This window comes from Roseovarius sp. CAU 1744 (assembly GCF_039839345.1).
GTDB lineage: Bacteria > Pseudomonadota > Alphaproteobacteria > Rhodobacterales > Rhodobacteraceae > Roseovarius.
Genome location: NZ_JBDOQV010000007.1, coordinates 259155 through 280954 on the forward strand (window position 1 = coordinate 259155; position 21800 = coordinate 280954).

22 protein-coding genes are annotated in these 21800 nt (G+C 55.6%); 7 read left to right on the forward strand and 15 right to left on the reverse strand.

Annotation, left to right across the window (positions count from 1 at the left end; genetic code table 11):
- The first annotated feature begins 84 nt into the window (after positions 1 to 84).
- On the forward strand, positions 85 to 732 hold the full coding sequence (locus AAFO92_RS15955) for a sulfotransferase (RefSeq protein ID WP_347536726.1): 648 nt from the start codon (positions 85 to 87) through the stop codon (positions 730 to 732).
- A 216-nt stretch (positions 733 to 948) separates the two neighbouring features.
- Here AAFO92_RS15955 and AAFO92_RS15960 read toward each other — a convergent pair whose 3' ends face one another.
- The 4 genes from AAFO92_RS15960 to AAFO92_RS15975 form a co-directional block, all read right to left on the reverse strand.
- Positions 949 to 1842, reverse strand: a complete 894-nt coding sequence (locus tag AAFO92_RS15960) for a hypothetical protein (protein ID WP_347536728.1) — start codon at positions 1840 to 1842, stop codon at positions 949 to 951.
- Positions 1843 to 2000: 158 nt separating this feature from the next.
- Positions 2001 to 2432 (reverse strand): hypothetical protein, encoded by a 432-nt coding sequence (locus tag AAFO92_RS15965; protein ID WP_347536730.1) that lies wholly within the window; start codon positions 2430 to 2432, stop codon positions 2001 to 2003.
- A 34-nt stretch (positions 2433 to 2466) separates the two neighbouring features.
- A protein-coding gene (locus tag AAFO92_RS15970) for an IS3 family transposase (RefSeq protein WP_347536732.1) occupies positions 2467 to 3563 on the reverse strand; the annotation gives its coding sequence in 2 pieces (ribosomal slippage) (positions 2467 to 3314 and positions 3314 to 3563; 1098 coding nt in all).
- A 60-nt stretch (positions 3564 to 3623) separates the two neighbouring features.
- Positions 3624 to 4463: a nucleotidyltransferase gene (locus AAFO92_RS15975; RefSeq protein ID WP_347536734.1), complete on the reverse strand. Its 840-nt coding sequence runs from the start codon at positions 4461 to 4463 to the stop codon at positions 3624 to 3626.
- A 382-nt stretch (positions 4464 to 4845) separates the two neighbouring features.
- Between AAFO92_RS15975 and AAFO92_RS15980 the strand changes: the two genes are divergently transcribed.
- Positions 4846 to 7311 carry a hypothetical protein gene (locus AAFO92_RS15980; protein ID WP_347536736.1) on the forward strand — a complete coding sequence of 822 codons (2466 nt, stop codon included), beginning with the start codon at positions 4846 to 4848 and terminating at the stop codon, positions 7309 to 7311.
- 8 nt (positions 7312 to 7319) lie between these two features.
- Here AAFO92_RS15980 and AAFO92_RS15985 read toward each other — a convergent pair whose 3' ends face one another.
- The gene (locus AAFO92_RS15985; protein WP_347536737.1) at positions 7320 to 7799 is read right to left on the reverse strand and encodes a hypothetical protein; all 480 of its coding nucleotides are present in this window, start codon (positions 7797 to 7799) and stop codon (positions 7320 to 7322) included.
- 160 nt (positions 7800 to 7959) lie between these two features.
- Here AAFO92_RS15985 and AAFO92_RS15990 point away from each other — a divergent pair, with 160 nt between their 5' ends.
- Complete coding sequence (locus AAFO92_RS15990) at positions 7960 to 8277, forward strand: hypothetical protein (protein WP_347536739.1); 318 nt, start codon at positions 7960 to 7962, stop codon at positions 8275 to 8277.
- A 20-nt stretch (positions 8278 to 8297) separates the two neighbouring features.
- On the opposite strand, the gene AAFO92_RS15995 is transcribed toward AAFO92_RS15990, so the two are convergent.
- From AAFO92_RS15995 to AAFO92_RS16005, 3 genes are read right to left on the reverse strand one after another with little or no spacing between them, the layout of a single operon-like run.
- Positions 8298 to 8576 (reverse strand): hypothetical protein, encoded by a 279-nt coding sequence (locus AAFO92_RS15995; protein WP_347536741.1) that lies wholly within the window; start codon positions 8574 to 8576, stop codon positions 8298 to 8300.
- Between the two features lie 7 nt (positions 8577 to 8583).
- The gene (locus AAFO92_RS16000) at positions 8584 to 9141 is read right to left on the reverse strand and encodes a helix-turn-helix transcriptional regulator (RefSeq protein ID WP_347536743.1); all 558 of its coding nucleotides are present in this window, start codon (positions 9139 to 9141) and stop codon (positions 8584 to 8586) included.
- A 1-nt stretch (position 9142) separates the two neighbouring features.
- Positions 9143 to 9499 (reverse strand): hypothetical protein, encoded by a 357-nt coding sequence (locus AAFO92_RS16005; protein WP_347536745.1) that lies wholly within the window; start codon positions 9497 to 9499, stop codon positions 9143 to 9145.
- Positions 9500 to 10216: 717 nt separating this feature from the next.
- Between AAFO92_RS16005 and AAFO92_RS16010 the strand changes: the two genes are divergently transcribed.
- From AAFO92_RS16010 to AAFO92_RS16020, 3 genes are read left to right on the forward strand one after another with little or no spacing between them, the layout of a single operon-like run.
- Entirely contained in the window at positions 10217 to 10909 is a 693-nt protein-coding gene (locus AAFO92_RS16010; RefSeq protein ID WP_347536747.1) for a phosphatidylserine decarboxylase, read from the forward strand.
- The gene (pssA, locus tag AAFO92_RS16015) at positions 10896 to 11639 is read left to right on the forward strand and encodes a CDP-diacylglycerol--serine O-phosphatidyltransferase (RefSeq protein WP_347536749.1); all 744 of its coding nucleotides are present in this window, start codon (positions 10896 to 10898) and stop codon (positions 11637 to 11639) included. The genes AAFO92_RS16010 and pssA overlap by 14 nt, the downstream gene beginning before the upstream one ends.
- A 16-nt stretch (positions 11640 to 11655) precedes the next feature.
- Complete coding sequence (locus AAFO92_RS16020; protein WP_347536751.1) at positions 11656 to 12282, forward strand: class I SAM-dependent methyltransferase; 627 nt, start codon at positions 11656 to 11658, stop codon at positions 12280 to 12282.
- Positions 12283 to 12715: 433 nt separating this feature from the next.
- Here AAFO92_RS16020 and AAFO92_RS16025 read toward each other — a convergent pair whose 3' ends face one another.
- From AAFO92_RS16025 to AAFO92_RS16035, 3 genes are all read right to left on the reverse strand, one after another.
- Positions 12716 to 14671: a VWA domain-containing protein gene (locus AAFO92_RS16025; RefSeq protein ID WP_347536753.1), complete on the reverse strand. Its 1956-nt coding sequence runs from the start codon at positions 14669 to 14671 to the stop codon at positions 12716 to 12718.
- Positions 14668 to 15204: an RNA polymerase sigma factor gene (locus tag AAFO92_RS16030; RefSeq protein ID WP_347536755.1), complete on the reverse strand. Its 537-nt coding sequence runs from the start codon at positions 15202 to 15204 to the stop codon at positions 14668 to 14670. Before AAFO92_RS16030 ends, AAFO92_RS16025 begins: the two co-directional genes overlap by 4 nt.
- Positions 15205 to 15710: 506 nt before the next feature.
- Positions 15711 to 16262: a GNAT family N-acetyltransferase gene (locus tag AAFO92_RS16035; protein ID WP_347536757.1), complete on the reverse strand. Its 552-nt coding sequence runs from the start codon at positions 16260 to 16262 to the stop codon at positions 15711 to 15713.
- Between the two features lie 399 nt (positions 16263 to 16661).
- On the opposite strand from AAFO92_RS16035, the gene AAFO92_RS16040 reads away from it, so the two are divergent.
- Positions 16662 to 17294, forward strand: a complete 633-nt coding sequence (locus AAFO92_RS16040) for a LysE family translocator (RefSeq protein ID WP_347536759.1) — start codon at positions 16662 to 16664, stop codon at positions 17292 to 17294.
- A 206-nt stretch (positions 17295 to 17500) separates the two neighbouring features.
- On the opposite strand, the gene nadC is transcribed toward AAFO92_RS16040, so the two are convergent.
- From nadC to AAFO92_RS16060, 4 genes are all read right to left on the reverse strand, one after another.
- A complete protein-coding gene (gene nadC / locus AAFO92_RS16045; RefSeq protein ID WP_347536761.1) occupies positions 17501 to 18364 on the reverse strand; it encodes a carboxylating nicotinate-nucleotide diphosphorylase in 864 nt (287 codons plus the stop codon).
- 1 nt (position 18365) lies between these two features.
- Entirely contained in the window at positions 18366 to 19907 is a 1542-nt protein-coding gene (locus tag AAFO92_RS16050) for an L-aspartate oxidase (RefSeq protein WP_347536762.1), read from the reverse strand.
- Positions 19904 to 20875: a quinolinate synthase NadA gene (nadA, locus tag AAFO92_RS16055; protein ID WP_347536764.1), complete on the reverse strand. Its 972-nt coding sequence runs from the start codon at positions 20873 to 20875 to the stop codon at positions 19904 to 19906. The genes AAFO92_RS16050 and nadA overlap by 4 nt, the downstream gene beginning before the upstream one ends.
- Before the next feature lie 64 nt (positions 20876 to 20939).
- A complete protein-coding gene (locus AAFO92_RS16060; RefSeq protein WP_347536766.1) occupies positions 20940 to 21770 on the reverse strand; it encodes a hypothetical protein in 831 nt (276 codons plus the stop codon).
- Positions 21771 to 21800: the final 30 nt, after the last annotated feature.

The following is a 21800-nucleotide window of genomic DNA, read 5'->3' on the forward strand; positions in this document are numbered from 1 at the left end:
CACTGTGCCGATGCAACCCGGGTCAAACATGCAATAACACTTTAAATGGACCACCCTGAAGGGGCTGATCAAAGGAGCATGCCAATGGCACCAAGGGTTTTTCAGATTGGCTTCAACAAGACGGCCACCACGGCACTGTTCTGGTTGATGATAAACTCCGGGCATACCGCGCTTCATAGCAGTGGTCGCCGGGCACGCCGCGCAGGACATCCTATCGTCTCTAAGGTCCACCCCCAGCTCTTGATCCACCACAACATTTGCGCGGGGCTTCCTCCGGTTTCGGGTCTGGAAGAGTTCGAAGGACATTTCGATATGGAACACGACCTTCCGAATTCCCCGATCAAGATCGAAAATTTCAAATTCTTTGATCGCTTCGCGCGGTTCTATCCAAACAGCAAGTTTGTACTGAATACCCGGGATTGCGACGCGTGGCTGCACAGCCGCGCGCGGCATAACGGAGGGCAATACCTCAAACGCACCGTGATGCGTCTTGGACTTTCAGAAGATGACGTGCTCAGCAGGTGGCGCGATGAGCACGGCCGCCACCATGACGCGGTACTCGAGTTCTTCTCACAGGAGCAGGACAGGCTTTTCGTCTTCAACCTTGAGGAAAACCCGATTGACGACCTTGTTGAGTTTTGCCGGCCTGAACTGGATCTCGACGCTTCCCACTGGGGGAAGTCGCGGGTGACGGATGACGTTGCCAAGAAGCGCGGCTGGGCAAAAAACTGAAATTCGGTTTTCACCCGTGCCTTTTCGTAACCGTCCAGTCTACCGCCGCGCAACGGCGTCCACCTTCGCTCTCTCCACAAGTGTCTCAGCCACAATTTACGTCGCTGACCTGCCCCCCGAAATCTCCCGCATTGTAATGTAGAGTTTGCTCAACCTTTTGAAGGAGCAAAGGAATGCGAAAGAGCCGTTTCACGGAAGCCCAAATCATCGGGATGATCAAAGAGCAGGAAGCATGCCCGCCAGGCGCTTAAAGCATTCGGCCCCGTCTGAAATGACAGTCATCTTGCCCTGGTCAGCGTAGCCCTGCCTCTTGAGGGCCAGGGCGGCCATCGCCTTTAGTTCTCTGGGCTGTGTACCCCCACCAAATGCAAAGACTGGCCCCAGCGGATCGCCTCTTCCGCCGCGCCCATAATGGCCAACAATAGCTTCGAACGTTCGACCACCGTATCGGTTGACCAGAGGAATGTGCGCGGTATCCACATTGAAGACATATTCACCTACCGGGTCATCAGAAAGCGCAAGCTCGAACTGTGTTCTGTCTGGATAGTTCAGGTCTTCGAACCAGCGTTGACGCCTTTCGGCTTCTTCGATCCGTTTCCCTATAGCCAAGGTTCGATTGCGAAGCGTCGTGAAGGTTCGCGCCGATTGATCAGGCAAGAAAGTCGCCAACAGGTCGGATGCTTCCCGGTATGAGAATTTTGTACCCAGTTTTGTAGAAAGCTCCAACAGTTCAGGCGTGGCGCGGTCTTTGCAAATGTCAGCTGCAGGGGAAAAGGTGGAACAACATGCCGGGTGGCATTTTTGGCAGACCACCAGACGGGGGAAGCGTACAGGAATTTCACCAAAGACCGTCAGTATCTTTCTCTGGTTGTAATCCTTGATGGGCAACAATCCGTCGCAAGTTGGACATGCACGGTAGTATCGAACCCAAGGATCTAGCTGCCGCTCAACAAAGATCTTCTGAACCTCTTTCATGATCGTCTTGCTGTCTTCGATCGAGCATCCCAGCTTCCCATCAGCCAGACCGTCAAGATCCTTCTCGATCATGAATTCTTTGCAATATTTATCCCCAAGCGGGTCAATGGCTTCCAAAGTAATACGCGAATGCATTTGGGCCTCCAAAGTAATGATCTTTGGAGACTGAGATTATCTCAAATTCGTGCTTTCACCCCGTGGTTTTGAACAGTCCCTGACATCAACACCGGCTTCAAGATCAGCAATGGCTGCTTTTTCGGAAGAAAGACGCGTACTGCGCGTAGACCACCAGCTCATGCGAACCCGTCCGGCCGCTTCGGATTTCGCGGTGCATCTGAAAAGGACATTTTCGGGGCTGACGTGGCGGAGGCGGCCGTGGCCGCTCCCAACAGCCCGGGAACACCGGGCCGGGTTGGCTGACGGACCGTGTCGCTCACATGGTCCGTCAGGTCGCGCCCCATGCGGTCCGCCAGTACGCTCGACATGCGCCGGTGCTCGACAAGCCGACCAGCGTAGACAAAGTCCTCGCGCGCCTGTTCAAGCCAAGTGAAGAAAGCATCTGCCCGCCCTGGGTGTTTTTCCCATTTGTCAGCAAAGTTTTCGAGCGCATCGGTTGGGTTTTTGATGATGTATTTATGACCATCATATTCGATTGCATCGCCCATTCTGGTCAAAATCGAGAGCAGAGCATGTCCAATTTGACCTGAGCCCCAAGTTTCCTCCACCTCGCGGAGAGTCCTTGGGGTTGAGTTGATGACCTTACGCGGCCAGTTTGTCCATTGTTCTTTTCTCAGCAAATTCTCTGGGCGTCAGGTTTCCGAGCGCCGAATGTGGTCTGTGGGTGTTGTAGTCCTCCTGCCATTCTTCCAACGTTGACCTGGCCTCGGCCAGCGATCCGAAGAGCGTTTCATTCAGGCATTCATCTCGTAGCTTTCCGTTGAAGCTTTCGACGAAGGCATTTTGCTGTGGTTTGCCAGGAGCGATGTAATGCCAGTCGATCCCGTTGTCCTGCACCCATCGCAGGATGGCCATGCTGGTGAATTCAGTGCCGTTGTCGGAAACGATTGTTCCCGGCATCCCGCGTTCGGAAACGACCCGGTCCAGTTCCCGCGTGACCCGCAAGCCTGACAGCGACGTATCGGCAACCAGCGCCAGGTTCTCGCGTGTGTGGTCATCCACCACGGCCAGGATGCGAAAACGGCGACCGTCCGTCAGCGCGTCAGATACGAAGTCCAAGCTCCATCTTTGGTTAGGCCCATCCGGCACAACCATTGGCCGTCTGGTGCCCAGAGCTCGCTTCCGCCCGCCCCTTCGTCGCACTTGCAGCTTCTCTTCGCGATAGATTCGCCGGAATTTCTTGTGGTTCACTTGCCAGCCTTGCCGTTTGACCATCACCTGCAGCCGCCGATAGCCAAATCGGCGACGCTCCTTGGCGACCGCCTTCATGGCATCGCGCAGGTCCGCATCATCGTTCCGACGCGATTGATAGCGCACCGTCGACCGATCCACATTCAATGCAGAACACGCCCGACGCTGGCTCACCTGATGGACCTCCATCAGATGCACCACCGCCTTCCGCTTGGCATCGGGCGTCACCACTTTTTTGAGTTCACATCCCGAAGCATCGCGTTGTCCAGCATTTGCTCTGCCAGCAGCTTCTTCAGCTTCGCGTTCTCCGCTTCCAGCGCCCGCAGCTTCTTCGCATCCGACGGCTCCATCCCGCCATATTTGGATTTGTATTTATAGAACGTGCCCTGGCTGATCCCATAGCGCCTGCACACGTCAGCAGTCCGCTCGCCTGCTTCCTGCTCCTTGATCATCTGGATGATCTGCTCGTCGGTGAATCTCGTCTTCATTTATCCGTCCTTAAGTTGGGCGGACTCTACACAAAACTGGAGGAGATTCAGGGGCTCAGGTCAAATTGTTTCCTCGCCCTGATAGGCGTGAGCCGCCAGGGTTGAGATGATGATGGAGATTGGTTTGTTTTTCGGATCATCGGCAAACACCGTATCGCAGTGACGCTTCAATGTCACGATCGCAGATTGCAGCGGCGTGCGGACACGATAGGTCGGAATATCTTCCACACTCGCTGTTACACCCTCTGCGCGCATCTCGTTGAAAACTTGCGCCCGCGGCCGTTTGAATACCTCCCCCATCCGAGATTTGAACCATTCGGCATAACCGCGCGGATTGGATCGCGGCCAATCATCTGTGATCTCAAAATATTGCGGAAGCACTTCGTTGTCCGTGATTGCGATCGCCGTATCTGCAAAAGCAGCGTCGAGATTCCTGGCTTCAAGCAGGCGACGCTGTTCATTGCCGTTGGGGATCGCAGGAACGATGTCCATGTGAAACTGTGCACCGTCGGCGTAGTCGAGCCGCCAGCAGCGCCGCCCTTCATGGACCTTCTTCGTAGTGCCTTTGCTCTTGCGATAAAGCTTGATTTCGTCCCCAAGCAGTTCCTTCAGCTGCGCCTGAGACAGGTTAGATTTGCCCAAGTCTTTCAAAGAACACGCGCAATCGACATCATATTCTTCATCGTTGGAAAGTGGCTTGATGTCCGTACCCAAACGGAAAGACCCCTGTGCGAATACGTCGGGATCTAGGTGGCTCACAGCAGAGTCGTCGCGATGAAGCCAATCGCCCAGCGACTTGTAGCTTTTTTCTGCCTGCTCGTAACGGAAGGGGGGAATCTCAAGCGCTTTAGCCAGTGTTTCCAGATAGATTTCAGCCTGCTTTGTTAGTGTTGATGTCATGCCCACCATTCCCGTTTTGTTCTCTACGGAGTTTGGGATCCCAGACGGCAAGTTTCCACGCAGTATTGAAGATTCACCAACTTTTTTTGTGGTTTGCCATAACTTCGAAGCTGCCCATATTCGAAACAGTAAAGACCATTCGCGACCCTGCCAACTTCGCCAATAACGACGTTAGTGCAGTCGCCGCGACTTAAGGCTCTGTTCCGCAATCCTGCAAGAACCGGTAGCGCTGACCAAACTAGTGGGTCGAATCTCACGACCGTCTATGTCAGATGACTTGTTTAGTTGGATTAGCCGCAAGGCTCAGATCGAGGTCATTTATGTTGACACGGGCATCGTGGATGTCGAAGGATTTACAGAAGTGAAAAATTTGTGACAATTTATGCGTGACGAAAACAATCAAGACGAGCCTGAGTCGGCGCGAGCGATATTACTCAACCTTGTCAAAACTGTTCCCAGCCTAAAGCCGAATAAAATTGCGCGCAGCGCATTGTGCTATCCAAAGCTATCGCGGCCTGGCGAGGAAGACGAAAACTTAGAACTGCAAGACGTTGATTTTGCGAACTCATTTGATGATACCGAGTTCGAGCTGGATGAGAGCCTAAAAACGGGTCCTGACGCTGAAGAGGGTTTGCATTTCCCGATCCCACGGCTGCTCCACGCTGTAAAGAAAGCTTCAGAAAAGCCGGAGTTTGGCAAAACGCGGATAGAACGCTGGCATGACACCCTGATTTTCAGCGAGAATCGCATTGAGCGGAATTCGAGCGAGGAACGTTTTGAGTGGGTTTCGACGACAACAACCAGATATTCAGAGGGAGTTCCAATTAACGCGAGCCGTGATGCCGCAAACCATTGGTTCAGGAATACACTTGTTCCGGGTTTACTTGACGAACACACACAACCGCATTCACGTGCCGTGGTCGGTGCGCCCGGCTGTGGTAAATCAACTCTCTTCAAATACCTGCTTTCCGAGAACTCGCGAATGATAAACAAAAGCGGGATCGTATTCTCCCGCTTTGAATTCATGAAGTTCTGGCGTCGGTGGTGTGAGCAGCGAGATTCTATTGAGCGGGCTTTGGAAGACTACATGTCCTTCATTCATGCACGCGATCTCTTTCTGTCGCACTTCTTTTGGCTGGTGGACGGTTGTCAGTTCAGACTACGCATGGAGTTCCAGTCCAAAGCACTACTTGAAACCGAAGTTGATCGTCTGGAACACGAGGTTCTTAAACATGCCCCTATGCTCGGCGTTGCAAAGGAAAGCATCTACAAGATGCTGGTGCAGGAAACCTTTGCACGAGCCCATTTGGGAAACTCGGAACTGATCGCATGGCTCTCGCAAAGAACAACCAAAGAACGTAAGCTTCTTATTACAGCGCTGTGGAAAGAGAACAATTGCCTGGTCACGATATTTGATGGACTGGATTCCTTGAGGACGGAGGATGCCTTCAGGGAAAGTAAAGAGTGGAAGGCGGTCAATCATATCATTGAAAATCGCCACAACCTTTCTGCGCCTACAGAGCTTCTGGATCTCGGCCGCCAAGTGCGAACCAACAGTGTTTTGGTGATGCGCAATAATACAGCAGACACAATTGAGGCCGGGTACGCTGGACGAGGGCAGACGCTTGGAATCCAAAAATATTTTCATCTCGACAATATCGACGGTCTGACATCCATGGTGTCGGTTGTGACACGCGCGTCATCAATGATTTCGGACGTGGCCGTCTTGAGCGAAGCGAAACGAGACAAATTTGTATTCGATGTGATGCGCGTGTTGCAACGCACGTTCTTGGCAATTTGGCGCGGTCATGGCCCTTCCGTTTCGAGCAATCTGATTTACGAGTTCTTTGATGGTAACCTTCGCGAACTTTTCAGGTTCGTAGCGCGGCTCGTGCTTTGGACTGTTCAGGAGATGCTTGCACGGCAATATTTGGAATCCCACGAATATTACAATGCGTCGACCCCGAGGCTTGTAAGAGCCCTCGCCTCCTCGAGAGGGAACGATTTTCTGTCTCGCAAGTCCTATCGTATCGTTGAATTGCTTCTCTTCCGGAAAGGTGACTGGTTTGAGAACCAGGCGATTTACTTCACAACTCAGGACCCGATGATGCAAGAACTGGGTGTTGGTGACAGGCTCGTCGGTAACACACGTTTCTCCGGCGAGATTGACAATATCTTCAACTATACAAAACGCGACCACGCTCCGGATCTCGATCACCACTGCATGCTTGAGAAAATCCGGATCGTTCAGTTGTGCAGCAAGGAGCCACTTAGCTACTTTGATCTTGAGGCTGCTCTGCTCCATGAGTTCGGGTATGTCGTATCCGACCTTAGGTTCATGATACGTTTTCTGCAAAAAACAGACTTCCTGACATCACGGGTACATCGTAATTCCTCCGGGGTTGAGTTTCGCTATTCTGCAACTGCTCGTGGTAAACTCTGTGTGAATTCGCTGATCAGCAACCTTTCCTATGTTGAGCACGTCTTCCACCGGACCCTTATTCCAGAGATTCTGGTTAATCTGGTCGATGATATTCCCAGAGAAGAAAACACGCGCCAATGGGCCGCTTTTTCAGCGCGAAACGCTTTCATCCTGCTTGCTTATTTCAAAGCGCTGGAGGCGAATCCCGCCAATGACGTTCCGGCCGCTGAAAAGTACCGTCTTTACACAAAACTTCAGACGAACCTCCATAAATCCCTGGAACGCATGACGCGTCCAGGTGCTCCGCCGCAAGGTGCGCTGGAGCAGAGTGAGCAGATTCAAAGTGATGCGGTCTGGATCTGCGAAACGGCCGTCAAGGAAATTGAGGCCGTTTTACAGGATTGGCGGGCCAAGGGTCTGATCTGAGCGCCAGCCTAGGACCCCAGCTTGCGACGTTTCACCGACACTGAGTGATCAAAATCCAGATTCAGCTTTTCGAATGCCTCGAGCACCACATCAAACCTGGATTCATGGGACAAGTCGAAAATCCGGTTTAGTGTTGTTGCTCCGACTTCAATGGATTTCGCAAACTCGGCCTTCGATTTTCCCGACTTGCGATATTGAATGTAAAGCAATGCCTTCGTCGCTGCCAGGGGAGTTAGCTGCAGTTTGGCGAACCCAAGAGGTAAGTTGCTTACATCCGAGGATGGAATCTCATCGTTGTAATCGATGCGCGCTTGGATGGCATTCTTGATCGCGTCGTTGGCAATTGACCGTACGCGCCCTTGCCGCTGATCCTCTTCACTGATGGAAACAGTGATCTCGGGAAATTTCGGGACGTCTAGAACAGCGTATCCATCCTCGTGTTCGATGGAATAACAAAATTCAAGTTTCATTTTTCTGACCTCGATCATAGAGTTGCGTCCCGGTTTTCGTCCTCGAGACGTAACGTTCTTCGGGTGATGGTCTCTTATCGCCCCCTTTCAGTATTGACAATAGATACACAAGTGTAAAATTATCTATTGTGTACTACAATACACTTAATACTAAGAAACAGTTCAGGAGGCACTGGCAATGCATCCAAAGAAAACAATTGATTTCAAGAGGGGGTTGAAAACGTTGGCTACAGAGCAGGGATGGCTGGTTGACATCGTGTCTGAGGATCGCAAGCCCACGGAACGTCTTGTCATCTACTACAAGGAAGGTCACGAACCTGTTCGGATTTCGTCCTTCGTTCTCAAACAAGACGAGAAAGAAATCAATCCTGGAATCGCGCGCAGGATCGTGCGCCATATTCGAATGCTTATGGACGAGGATAACGCCGCGCCCATTTGCCTTTTAGATGAGCGCCGCGCAATACTGGTCACATGGATAAACAATTTCTTTTCTTAGCGAGCAAGAAGCCACCCATTTCAAACAAAAACCCTCAAAAGAGAGGAGCCAAGCAGCAGGAAGTAACCAACGAACAGGCAGATCTCATCAACCCTTCGCCATTGCCCGGCTAGTGCTCCGCGAGCTTCCTGAACTTCTTCAATTAGCTGATTGAACGCGTCATCAGTGTTCCGCTTCGTCGCACGTTCAAGAATGTCACTTGCCTGCTGAAGCTTCTTTTTCCGTTTGTTCAGCGAAAGGGTTGGCACTGAAAGGATAGCAATCCCCAGAAAAGTCAGAATATCGAGAACCGTAGCCATAGTTCGTTCACGTCAGCAAAACGTGGAAGTCGAAAACGTCCAAGACAGTCTCGATCACTTCGTCGCTCTTGATTTCCACTTTTTCGCCTCGCTCTACCGCCCGGATTTGGTCTACGCTCAACTGAGCGAGCGGCACACGTCCGACTCTGGTAGTGTTCAGAGACCCCTTTACAACCCGTAACGTCGAAGCGGATTCCACGTCTTTCTCGAGGTCAGGCAGAGGAATATCCAGCGCAACTCTTGCTGCCACAGGCCCCACCGAGACGTCCAGAACATCCGTGTCATCATCCGGCGCAAGGTTGAAGTCCAGGCTGAGTTCCGCATTACAAGCCGCGGCGTATTTTAGCAGCGTCTCGATCGTGGGCATCGCGCCCGTCGCGGCTTCGAGCTTGGAGATGTGGGATTGCTTCAGCCCGGATCTCTCGGCGACTTCCACTTGTGTCAGATGTGCGGCGTGGCGCAGCGACCTGAGTGCTACCGCAAGCTTTCGCTTCCGCTTGTTGTCTTCTATAGCCCTGGCGAATTCAGGATCGCTTGCAGCGAGGGCCTTGGTAAGGTCAGTCATGTTACGTCTCCCAGGCTAGATGCGTTGCCTTGAGGTGCCGCGCAACCAGGGTGCCTGCTGCACTATTGATGTTCAGCGCTGGCAGGACCCCGTGCAGTATAGTGAGAATCGTTTCTCTGTCCGAATGGTCAATCGAAACGACAAATCGAATGTCAGGGCTTTTCTCAATTTCTAGTGCGAACACCTCGTATCGAGAACCCAAAAGACCACGACGATTTTGCAACGGTGGGTCTGTCCGCCACAAAGTCTCATATGCCACAACCGTGTTTTGCTTCGCATCCAGAGACAGCGATTGCATGCTGCTTAGAACGTCTTCTTCGAAACCCGGCGCTGTTTTTACTACACGTTTTTTCGCCACGATATACACCCCAATGTATATATATCTTAATATATACGTATTCGAACTGCAAAAATCAAGCCTGCGCTATCCAGCGCGCTGCCCGCACAACAATGCAATCGGACTGCGGGCAGGGCACGAACGTGACGCGAGTCAAAAATGGTCATGATTTGCTTTATTGCGTTTGGCCAACAGTTTCGCCGATGGTTCTCGGCATTTCATTTCGTAACACCTCTGATATCGCTCTTGCAACTTCAGCAAAAATCATTGTTTGGGACGCTCGTGAAGCACACAAAGCGGACCTAGAGTCGCAGAAGCCGATAGGCAGCATTGTCCCGCGATCTGTGAGTTCGAGAAAACCCAGATTTGCGCTTGCAGCGAATGGCAGCAATGCGGGCTGCGACCGCAGCATATGAGAGAGGTGCTGAGTGTCTGGTATGGGCCGATGGTAACTGCCAGTCGAAGAGGGTTTGAGCGAATTCATGGCATCGCGGAAATCGACCAAGTGAGCCCAATTTGACCGATGCTGCGCATCGCACCAATGTCCGCTCTTCAGAGCGCGGCCAAAAAACATGACAAAACCAAAGGGGTCTTGCAAAGGGTTTTTGTCCAAATCTGCTTGGCAACGCAATCGCCAAGGCAATTTAAGCGTCCGGGGAACATACCCCGATGAATTTCAATTGCACTTACCTCTAATGCCACTATGACAATTGGTTGGCAGCATTGAGGGAAATTGCATTGAACTTGCTTTCGACATTCATCAAGCCGATGCACCCTGAGGGCAACAAGTTCGTTGCGATCTTTGCAGCTGTAACTGTTGGTCTTTTCGTGATTTCATCCATCCTCGGCTGGATCGGCGTCGGACTTACGATCTGGTGTTACTACTTCTTTCGCGATCCTCATCGTGTCAGTCCCACAAGGTCCGATGTGGTCTTGAGCCCGGCAGACGGTATCGTGTCACTGATCGAACCGGCTGTTCCGCCGTCAGAATTGGGTATGGCAGACACACCGCTGACGCGCATTAGCGTGTTCATGAGCGTCTTTAATTGCCATGTAAACCGAAGCCCGATTGCGGGTGAAATCACATCGGTCGCCTATCGCCCAGGAAAATTCTTCAATGCGTCACTGGACAAAGCCAGCACTGACAACGAACGCAATGGCCTGTGTCTGCGGCTTGCGAACGAACAAGAGCTAGCAGTTGTCCAGATTGCGGGCTTGGTAGCCCGTCGCATTGTCTGTTTTGTGAAACCTGGCGACCAGTTGAGCACCGGTGAGCGGTTTGGCTTAATCCGCTTCGGCTCACGCCTTGACGTGTATCTGCCCCCTGATGTCTCCCCTCTCGTGTCTATCGGGCAGACCATGGTGGCGGGCGAAACGGTGCTGGCAGAACTCAACATGGCTGGGACGAAAAGAGCCGATGCCCCTAAATAACGGCAAATCCGTCACTGACCTCGCACTGGTTCAGCTAATCCCGAATATGCTGACCGTTGCGGCGATCTGCGCAGGGTTGTCGGCGATCCGCTTTGGTGTGCAGGATGACTATGAAATAGCGGTGCTGTTGATCGTGGCGGCCTGCATTCTCGACGGCTTGGATGGAAGGATCGCACGGCTCCTGGGAGGCGACAGCAAAATGGGGGCCGAGCTGGATTCGCTCGCGGACTTTGTGAACTTTGGTGTCGCCCCTCCGCTAGTGATCTATCTATGGGCTCTGCAGGACATGCGCAGCGCGGCGTGGCTATGCGTGTTGCTCTTTGCGATCTGCTGTGTCCTGCGGCTGGCGCGGTTCAACGTGAGCAACAAGGCCGACGGGGACGTTCAGCCTCCTCACGACTTCTTTGTCGGTGTCCCGGCACCGGCAGGCGCAATCTTGGTTCTTTTGCCTATGTCTGTTTCCTTTGCATTCTCAAATCAGCCGATTCTGCCCGATGTTCTGATTTGCGGGCATATGGTTTTGGTCGGCATGGCAATGATCAGCCGTATCCCGACATGGTCTCCCAAACGGGTCCGGGTTTCACGCATGAACATCAAGTATTTTCTGCTTGGCTTCGCTTTGATTGGTGCCACATTGCTGACCTACGCTTGGATCACTCTCGTGATCTTCTCGTTTGGCTATGTAGCAATGGTCATTTGGAGCCGTTTTGCGGCATCACCTGACACGTAATGGAAGGAAAAATAGCTTGGAAATCGAAGCTGTTCAGACCTCATATGCCCGCTGGGCCCCGGTCTATGACAAGACCTTCGGCGCTGTCACCAATGTCGGCCGACGTCGGGCCGTTCGATATATAAACGGATTGCAAGGCACTGTGCTTGAGGTCGGTGTGGGAACCGGCCTTTCTTTGCCGCATTACAAGTCTGATCTTCAAGTCACTGGAATTGACTTCAGCACCGACATGCTGGCTAAAGCCCAGGCCAAGGTTCAGCAATTGAACCTCAAGCACGTAACCGAACTACGCCAGATGGATGCCCGCGCACTGGATTTCTGCGATGCCAGCTTTGACACGATTGCAGCCATGCATGTGCTGTCTGTCGTTCCGGAGCCAGAAAAGGTAATGGCGGAAATCGCGCGGGTGCTGAAACCCAAAGGGCGCGTGGTGATCACAAACCACTTTGTGCGAAAACGTGGGTTTCTGGCGTTCCTGGAACACATCGCAGCTCCTTTTGCCAATATTCTTGGGTGGCACTCGGATTTCGAACTGGAAACGATTTTGCAAGAACCGTCACTGGCGGTCGAAGAACAAGGGCCTCTTCCTCCGCTTGGTATGATGACATTCATGGTTCTGCAAAAATCTGGAGCAGTCGATTAGATCGAGCAAGGTAAGTTGTCCCAAAACTCTACCGATTCTGTCACCGGCTAAAACGACCGATTTTGGGCGGGTTCGTTTTCCAGAAGCGCGCTTTGGGCAACTGCCGCGAACTGGCGCTTTTTGCGCACTGTTGAAATTCACCTCATCGCACATGCCGCAGTTGGGCTAAACGGTCGATTTGGTGGCGCTGCGCTGCGGAGGAGTGATTGTTTGTGAATGAGGTAAGGGCCGATTTTGTTGAAAAACTCTACAACCACGTCTGATGAGCAAATTTCGTGGGAAGATTTTCTGAAAATTTCTAAAAACACCCCGAAATCTAGCAGCTGGCAGGTCGATTTAGACCAACGTTCCGCATGTTTAAGGGCGCTAAGTGCTGCGAGGACTTTTTCAACAAAATCGGCCGTTAGATATGCCCTTTCGCGCTGACCAATCACTAGTTTCCGGAAAGACTAGCAGCTAAACGCATTAGCTGGATTGCTTCCGCGCGGTATCCGAAGGTGTCGTTGCCCTTGGTTTCAGTTGCCAGCGCAATAGCGTCCTCGAAGCTCCAGCCACTCACGTAATCGCTGCTTCGCAATAGCTGTCCGAACCCTGCAATTGCAGTCGCGAAGCCCGCATCTGGCAGCGGCGGCATATCCGCGGTGATTGGCGTTTCGATCAGCTGGCTGGTCGCCGCGCCGGGCGCCTTGTAGCGCAACGCGAGAAAACCCAGCTCTTCGCCGCCTTCATCCGCGGTGGCGGGCTGATAGCGCAGCGGTGGGTTGAGTTGCGCCGGAGAGCCCACAGGCGTGACCTCGTAGAGGGCCGTTACGGTGTGGCCGACACCGATATCGCCCGCATCGACGGCATCATTGTTGAAATCCTCGCGGCGCAACGCGCGGGTTTCATAGCCGATAAATCGGTATTCGGCGATCTGCGCGGGGTTGAATTCGACTTGGATTTTCACGTCGTCAGCGATCGGGAACAGTGCGCCGGTGAGCTGATCCACCAGAACCTTCTGCGCTTCGGACAGGGTGTCGATATAGGCCGCTTGCCCATTGCCGTTCTGAGCCAGCGCCTGCATCGTCGCATCCTGTAGATTGCCGCGTCCGAAGCCGAGAACAGACAGGTAGATGCCGCTGTCCCGCTTCTGCGCAATATAGGTTTTCAGCGCCTCGGGATCGGAAATGCCGACGTTGAAATCGCCATCCGTTGCCAGGATCACGCGGGTCACCTCGCCCTCTTCACGCATCGCGACTGCGGCGGCGTAGGCCTGCTGCAGCCCTGCCTGCCCGGCGGTTGATCCGCCCGCGCCGAGCTGGTCAAGCGCGTTCAGGATGACCGCACGCTCCGACGCGGCTGTCGGCGCCAGAACCTGCCCGGCGCTGCCCGCATAGGTGACGATCGATACCTGATCCTCGGGGCGCAGCTGGCCCAGCATCAGGCGGAAGGACTGCTTGAGCAGCGGCAGCTTGTTGGGCTGGTTCATCGACCCGGAGGTGTCGATCAGGAACACGAGGTTCAGTGGCGGACGTTTGCCAGCATCGGGCAGGGCGCCCTGAATGCCGATGTGGACCAGCCGGGTATGCGGGTTCCAGGGCGTGGCGCTGACCGATATGGTTGGCTGAAACGCGGTGCCGTCCGGGGCGGGATAGTCGTAAGGGAAATAGTTGATCATCTCCTCGATACGCACCGCATCGGGGTCGGGCAGACGGCCATTCATCAGTGAATTGCGGATCACCGCGTAAGAGGCGGTATCGACATCGATCGAGAAGGTCGACACTGGGTTTTCTGAGGTGACTTTCAGACGGTTGGGTGCCTCGTTCGCGAAACTCTCGAGGTTGTCTTCGACGGGCATTACCTGGGGAGAATCGATGAGAGCGCCAACTGCGCCACGCCTTTGTAACGACTCGGACACCGGTGCTGCCGCCAGCCCTGCGGCCTGCTTGGTTTGATAGCTGTCCTGTTCGGGATCGTCACTTGAAAGGCCGCTCTCCGGCAGCGCACGCGCCTTTTCGTCGGATCGGACGCGTGTTTCAGGTTTTGGCTGAACCGGCAGGTTGTGCAGGTTGGACTCCTCCTGCCGCACCTCCTGCGGGGCTTGTGACGGGCCGTCCGCGAACCTGAGGGGCACTAGTTCCGAAAGATTCACGACGACAAAGCCGAAGGCGACAAAGGCGGTCGTGGCGGTCAGCGCGGCGCGGGTGGTAAGCGAATTCAACATGGCAAAGACTCCTGTCCAGAAACCCCGTCTGGGGCGATCGGACATAGGACGGGTGCTGCTAGGAGTTTCTTGGAGATCAGCAAAATTTTTCCGGGCCAGCGCCATATGCGCCGACCTCGCGGCGGGGTTGGGATCGGGTGTCGCTGCTTTCAACGCCTGCTTCAGATCGTCGAGATCATCGGTCATGTCTGATCCTCCGTTTCGCGCAGGATGCGCAGATGCTTCCTGACTTCGGACATCCGCCAACTGACGGTTCCTTCTGAAACCTCCAGCACGGCGGCCGCTTCGCGATGGGTCATGTCGTCAAGCACCAGCGCCAGCGTGTCGCGCAGATCGTCGGGCAGGCTGGCCATGGCGGTGATCAACCAGTCGACCTGGGCCGCCGTTTCCGAATTCGCCGCCTGCCGGTTGCGTTCCCAGTCGCCCCAGCCCGCGGCCGCCCTGACCTGGCTGGCGCGTTTTCGGCGGCGGTCATGCGCGCTGTTTACGGCGATCCGGTAAAGCCATGTCGTAAACTGCGCGTCGCCGCGATAGCCCCTCAGCTTGGCGGGCAACATAGCGCAGATATCCTGGGTCAGGTCTTCGGCGTCATGCTGCGATCCGGTCAGACGGAAGGCCAGCCGAAACAGACCATCGTAGCAGCTTGACAGCAGCGCCGAAAAGGCCGCCGCATCACCGCCCGCCGCAGCCAGTGCCAGGTCAGTCTCACTCGCATTCATCCGCATCACGTTCGTTTGACGTAAGTCGCACGTCAATCCTTGGAAGAAACAGGAAAATAATTTCTCTGTCAGAATGTGCAGTCTGAAATTACCGATGGGCGCTTTAAGGCAGTTGGGAGATTAATTTGGAACTCAATAGAAGTCTCCGATTTTGAGATCGATGACGCGGATGAAAGTGAGAGCATGCTAATAGAATGTGGACGGTGCGGCGAATTGGCTTTTTCACCGTTAAATGGTCGCTCTAAACCAAAAATTTCGGCGCTATGCTTCAAGGTCCGGTTTGGCGGAGGCACGGCAATTTCGGTTGGCATCTCCAACGGCAGCCTGGGCCGTGCCCATCTTTGTGACACGAGCAGGTCAGCCGGATGCTGCGCTGTCACCATGGACCGTCCTGAGCCCAGAATGACCAATGCTGCACGAAGGACGAACGGCCGTTTTGTCAATCGATTGCCTAACTGAAGCCGCGTCGATATGCGCAGCTTGGCTCAAGGTCTCTGCTTAGCAAGCTATCGAAACATCAAATGCAGATAACCGCGCGTTTCGGTGAACATCTCATAGAAAAGGGACATAGGTGTTGGCCCAGGCGGGGTCAGTTCTGCTTCCACCGCGCCAGTGTCAAGATGCAGAACTGCGTCGTACTTTTTTGCCAGGTGCAGCATGCGCTTGTTTTCCTTCAGGCAGAGCATATAAATCGTCCTGATACTACGGTTTTGTGCCGCCGTGAGGACGCGGTCGAACAGCGCATCGCCGATACCTCTCTCTTGCCAAGCAGGTTCGACCAACAAGGCGATTTCTGCACTACGAGGCGAACTATCCGGAAGAATGCGCATTTCAGAAATGCCGCATAACGCTTGATCGGCAAAGGCTCCGTAAGCCACGGTATCCGAAGACACCAAACCCTCGGCATAGCTTGTGACATAGTCATCGTTCACTTCGGAAAAAAATCTGAGTTGGCGTGTTTGCAGGTCGGTTCTGCTAAAAAAATCAATCAAATTGAATTTGTCGGATTGCCATAATCGTCTTATGTCCGGTCTAACATGGAGTGCTTCAGTTCTCATGAACTCGGGCCTCGTGGTTTGTCAGATGTTAGAGTCGCTGATCTGACCTCCCAGAATGAAGATATGCCGCAATGCAGCATTGTCCAGTAGGAAGAAGCGAATTTCGCGGTTTTTGGTTTCAGGCGCTGGTTTTAGGGGCACATAAGTTGCCACTTGCATGCGCTCGACAAATTGCTTTCAAGCCAGGATCCGCTCGGAAAGCTGACATTCGCGCCACAAACACGAACGCCGACTAGTCCGCAAAGCGGCCAACGTCCGATCTGAGCCCAATGTGCAGAATGCTGCGACGTGTGTGAACGACCGCAAGGGCAGACGGTTCACATTCTCTCGACAGAGCTGGGAATCTGGTGCGGTGCGTGCGAAACTGCATGAAACACTAAGTGCAGATTGGACCACTTAATGCCTCAATTGACGACTTTGCTCCTTTTCCTCAGTGCTACCTTTGTACTCTTGGTCGTTCCCGGTCCGACAATCGCGCTGATTATTTCAAAGTCCGTTGCTCAAGGACGGAAGGTTGCACTGCCGATGATTGCTGGCATCGCAATAGGTGGTGCCGTTGCCGCAACTCTGGCGCTCGCGGGCGTGTCAGCTCTCTTGCTCGCCTCATCCTCGGCGTTCAAGGCCCTCAAGATCGCGGGTGCGCTGTACCTGTTCTATCTTGGCTTTAAGCTTTTGATGACACAGCCGAAAGTGCTCTCGGCGACGGACGTGGACGACACTGAGACTCCTTTTCAGTCCTTCCGGGATGGCTTTCTCGTGATGTTGTTCAATCCCAAGGGGATTCTGTTTTTTGCTGCCTTCGTGCCTCAGTTTATTGACCCAACCCTCCCGTATGTATCGCAGGCAGGAGTCCTCATAGCGTTGTTCGTTTTGACTGGAATGTTTGTCGACACCGGTTACGCACTTCTTGCGAGCAAAGCGGGGGACGCCATCAGTACGCCGAAGCTCCAAGTTGGGATTTCGAGGGTGGCCGGTCTCACGATCATTGGAGCAGGTTTTGTGACATTGCTTTCGAAGCGTCCTCAGCTCTAAGCAGATCGTAGAGCAGTCATCGGAGCAGCCGCGGCGAAAGCGCGCTCCGTCCTCCAAATCGTGCGTTCATCAGTATTCAGGTTTTGGGACCCGCAGCGAAAGTCCGGTCTGACGAGCCGCAGCGCAGCATCTGACAATTGAGCTAAATGGCAGTTACGGACCGTTTGGGTATTCGCCAATCCCGTGACCAGCTGCGTTGAACCTTTTTACATTTGCATTTCGGATATGAAGTCTAGTCCGATGTCCAGAGAACCGGAACTGTGTGTAATCCAACCAAGCGAAATCAGGTCAACGCCGGTCTCGGCGATGGATGCGGCGGTGTGGGGGGTGATCCCGCCGGAGGCTTCGGTGATCAGGCGACCGTCCACCATTTCAACGGCGCGGCGCAATGTGGCGGCATCCATATTGTCCAGCAGCACCACGTCTGCACCGACCTCCAGCACTTCGGCCAGTTGCTCCAGCGTGTCGACTTCGATCTCGATCTTGACCATGTGACCGGCAGCAGCCCGCGCACGGCTCAGGGCCGGTGTGATGCCGCCGGCCATAGCCACGTGATTGTCTTTGATCAGCAGCGCGTCGGCGAGCGAAAAGCGATGGTTCGACCCACCCCCGGCCCGCACCGCGTATTTTTCCAGCGCGCGCAGGCCCGGCGTGGTCTTGCGGGTGCACACGATATCGGCCTGGGTGCCGGCGACTGCGCGCACCAGATTTGCGGTGGCGGTGGCGATGCCCGACAGGTGGCCCATGAAGTTAAGTGCCGTGCGCTCAGCCGTCAGCAGGTTTCGCGACGGGCCTTCGAACGTGACGATGCGGTTGCCCGGTTTCACCGGGTCACCGTCGGCGATATGGCGTGTCACGGCGATCGTGGGATCGACCAGTTCGCAGGCCAGCTCGGCACAGTCCAGTCCGGCGATCACGCCCGGTTGGCGGGCAATGGCGGTGACGACAGAGCGGTGCCCGGCCGGGATTACGGCCGCCGACGTAATGTCCCCGGCAGGGCCAAGGTCCTCTTTCAGGGCGCGGCGTACTGCGGGTTCGATGATGATGCGGGACAGGGAGAAATGCGTCATGTCAGGCACTTTGAAGTAGGGGTTGAACGTCGTGCGTGCGCGCAAGTTTGAGAACGTCGTCGAGGCACAGCCGGCGCGAGCTGGGTTCGGCCGAAAGGCCCGGATAATCGGTGCGCATGTGACCACCGCGCGTTTCCTTCCGCAAGTGGGCAAAGACGGCGATGCATAGTGCGACGATTGCCGGGTCCGCGCCGGGTCCGTCGCCTTCGGCGATGGGCAACAGGTTCTGGATGGCCTGCGTCAACCCGGCGCCGTCGCGAACCACGCCAAGTGTATTTGACACGGTGGGACGGACCCGGGTCAGATCGGGAGATGCCACCGGGCGCGGGTTATCGGCCGGATCGGCGAGCGGTGGAATGGGATGCTCTGCAAGATCCCGAGCCGCGCGCCGCGCCATGACGGTCGCCTCGAGCAGGGAGTTGCTGGCCAGGCGGTTGGCGCCGCGCAGGCCCGTTGCGGCGCATTCGCCGACGGCCCAAAGCCCTGCAAGGCTGCTGCGCCCCGTTTTATCGGTGGCGATTCCGCCCATGTAGTAATGCGCCGCCGGGCGTACCGGGATGGGTTGGCGCGCCGGGTCGATCCCGGCAGAGCGGCACAATTTGTCAATTTCAGGAAAACGGTCTGCAAACCGATCACCAAGTGCGGGGCGCGCGTCAAGGAAGACCCGCCGGTTTTCTGCGCGTTCGGCATGTATGGCCCGGGCCACGACGTCGCGCGGCGCAAGCTCGGCCCTAGGGATGTCTGCCATGAAGCGGCGCCCCTGTTCATCGACTAGGATGGCGCCCTCGCCGCGAACCGCCTCGCTGATGAGTCCCAGCGGTGTACGTGGTGCATCAAGCGCGGTTGGGTGGAACTGGACGAATTCCATGTCGGCCAATTCCGCGCCTGCCCGGGCGGCCATCATCACGCCCTGACCGAAATTGCCCGGCGGGTTGGTGGTGGCATCGAACAGACTGCCAAGACCGCCCGTCGCCATGACCACGCGCGACGTTGGCAATGTTTCGAACCGCGAGCCCTGCTGCAGCAGTACGCCCGACACCGCGCCGTTCCGGACGCGGAGGCGCCGGGCCTCGACGCCGGTCAGAAATGCGATGGAGGAGCAGTTTTGCGCCGCGTTCAGCAGCGCCCGGATGATTTTGGCCCCGGTTCCGTCTTTGGCGGCATGCAAAATGCGCCGGCGGGCATGGGCGGCCTCGAGGCCGAACACATACTGCCCTGCCGCATCCCGATCAAAAGTAACGCCGAACCGTTCAAGGGCCGCGATGGTCTGTTCGGCCTCGGCAAGCAGCTCCTTGGCGACCGGCGCGTCACACAGGCCTGCGCCCGCCGCCAACGTATCGGCCAGATGCAGATCGACACTGTCGTCGGGGCCAAGGGCGGCGGCAATCCCTCCCTGCGCCCAGATGCTGGAGCTTTCTTTCCCCGGCGCGGCACAGGTGATAATCGCCACCGGATGCGGCGCAAGTTCCAGCGCGGTCACCAGCCCGGCGATGCCGCTGCCGATGATCGCGCGGCGCCCCTTCAGCTCCTCCAATCCGGTCATTTGATGTCCAGCATACGCTCCACCGAGCGGCGCGCATCGTGGGCAATGGCAGGGTCTACCGTGACTTCGTGGCGGTTGTGCTCAAGTGCGTCACGGATGTTGCGCAGGCAGATTTTCTTCATATGAGGGCACAGGTTGCAGGGCCGCACGAAATCCACATCCGGATGCCGGACCGCGACATTGTCGCTCATCGAACATTCGGTCAGCAGGCAGACGCGGGCCGGTTTCCTGTGTGCCACGAAATTCGACATCACGGCGGTCGAGCCCGAGAAATCGGCTTCGGCCACCACGTCGGGCGGGCATTCGGGATGCGCCAGAACGGTGACGCCCGGATAGGCTTCGCGCATGGCGCGCACGTCTTCAGGCGTGAACAGCTCGTGCACCTCGCAATGGCCATGCCAGGCGATGATTTCCACGTCGGTTTCCTTGGCCACGTTCCGCGCCAGAAACTCGTCGGGGATCATCAGCACCTTTGGCACGCCGAGTGATTCCACCACTTTCACGGCATTGCCGGAGGTACAGCAGATATCAGAAGCCGCCTTGACCGCGGCCGAGGTGTTCATATAGGTGATCACCGGCACATCTGGATGTGCCTCACGCAGCAAGGCAATGTCCTGGGTCGTGATCGATTCGGCCAGCGAACAGCCCGCACCCATGTCGGGGATCAGAACGGTTTTATCCGGGTTCAGCAATTTTGCCGTCTCGGCCATGAAGTGCACACCGGCCAGAACGATGACATCGGCATCAACTTCGACGGCCTCGCGCGCCAGTGCAAGGCTGTCGCCCGTAATGTCGGCAACCCCATGAAATATCTCGGGAGTTTGGTAGTTATGCGCCAGAATCACCGCGTTTTGTTCGCGCTTGAGCGCAAGGATCGCTTCGATGTCTTCCTCGAACAGCATCCAGTCGGGCGGCGGGATGACCTGACGCACGCGGTCATAGAGAGTTGGCATCGTAATGTCGTTCATTGGATTCCTCTTATTCTCGAAATGAGAATTAAGAGGATTCATTTATTCTCGATGTGAGTTTATGTCAATGGCGCGAAACAGGCAATCTCCGGCCCGACAGGTTCGGCGCTTCCAGGATTGCCGGCCGATAGCGGAACAGCTTGGCCGGGCGTCCACTGGTGCCGCTCGACATTTCGCCGGTTTCCTCGACCAGCTCCTGCTGGTCGATCAACCGCCGGAAATTCGGCTTGTGCAGGCGCAGGCCCGACAGGGCTTCGACCGTGCGCTGCAAGTCCAGCAGGGTGAAATTGTCGGGCATCAGTTCGAACACGACGGGGCGATACTTGATCTTGGCGCGCAGCCGCGTGATGCCGGTTGCCAGAATGCGCCGATGATCGCCGGTCATCGGGCGTCCGAAGGCCCTTTCGTCGTTCGTCAAAGCGCCATCCGCCAGGCCCGCCGCATACATCAATTCATAGCGCTGCAGGGCGTGATCCTCGTTCCAGGGCTTACCGTTCAGCCCGAACAGGAAATCGACCTGCTCGCGGCGCAATGTATCGCTCTTCGCCCAGGACCCCAGCCGCTCGGCCAAGGGCTCAATAATGTCGGGGTGCCGGTCGCGGTGATCCTCCCAGGGGAAATACCGGTACCAGCTTTGCCAGGCAGGCTGACCGTCACCCGCCGCGTCCTGCTCGCGCAACAATCCCAAGTAACCAATCGAGATATTGCGCGCGCTGAGGGATGCATCCGGTTGACTGGGGTCACGATGGCGGTCGGCGAATGTGTAAAGCTGTTCGAGATACCCGACCGGGTGCCCCGTCTGGCGTTCGATCCAGGCGCGCAATCCGCTTTGCAGGCTGCGGTGGCGCGACTCGAACGGCCCCGATGGTAATGCCGCACCCGAACGCAACGTCATCACGCGCGGTTCGTTCCTGGTCACGGCAAC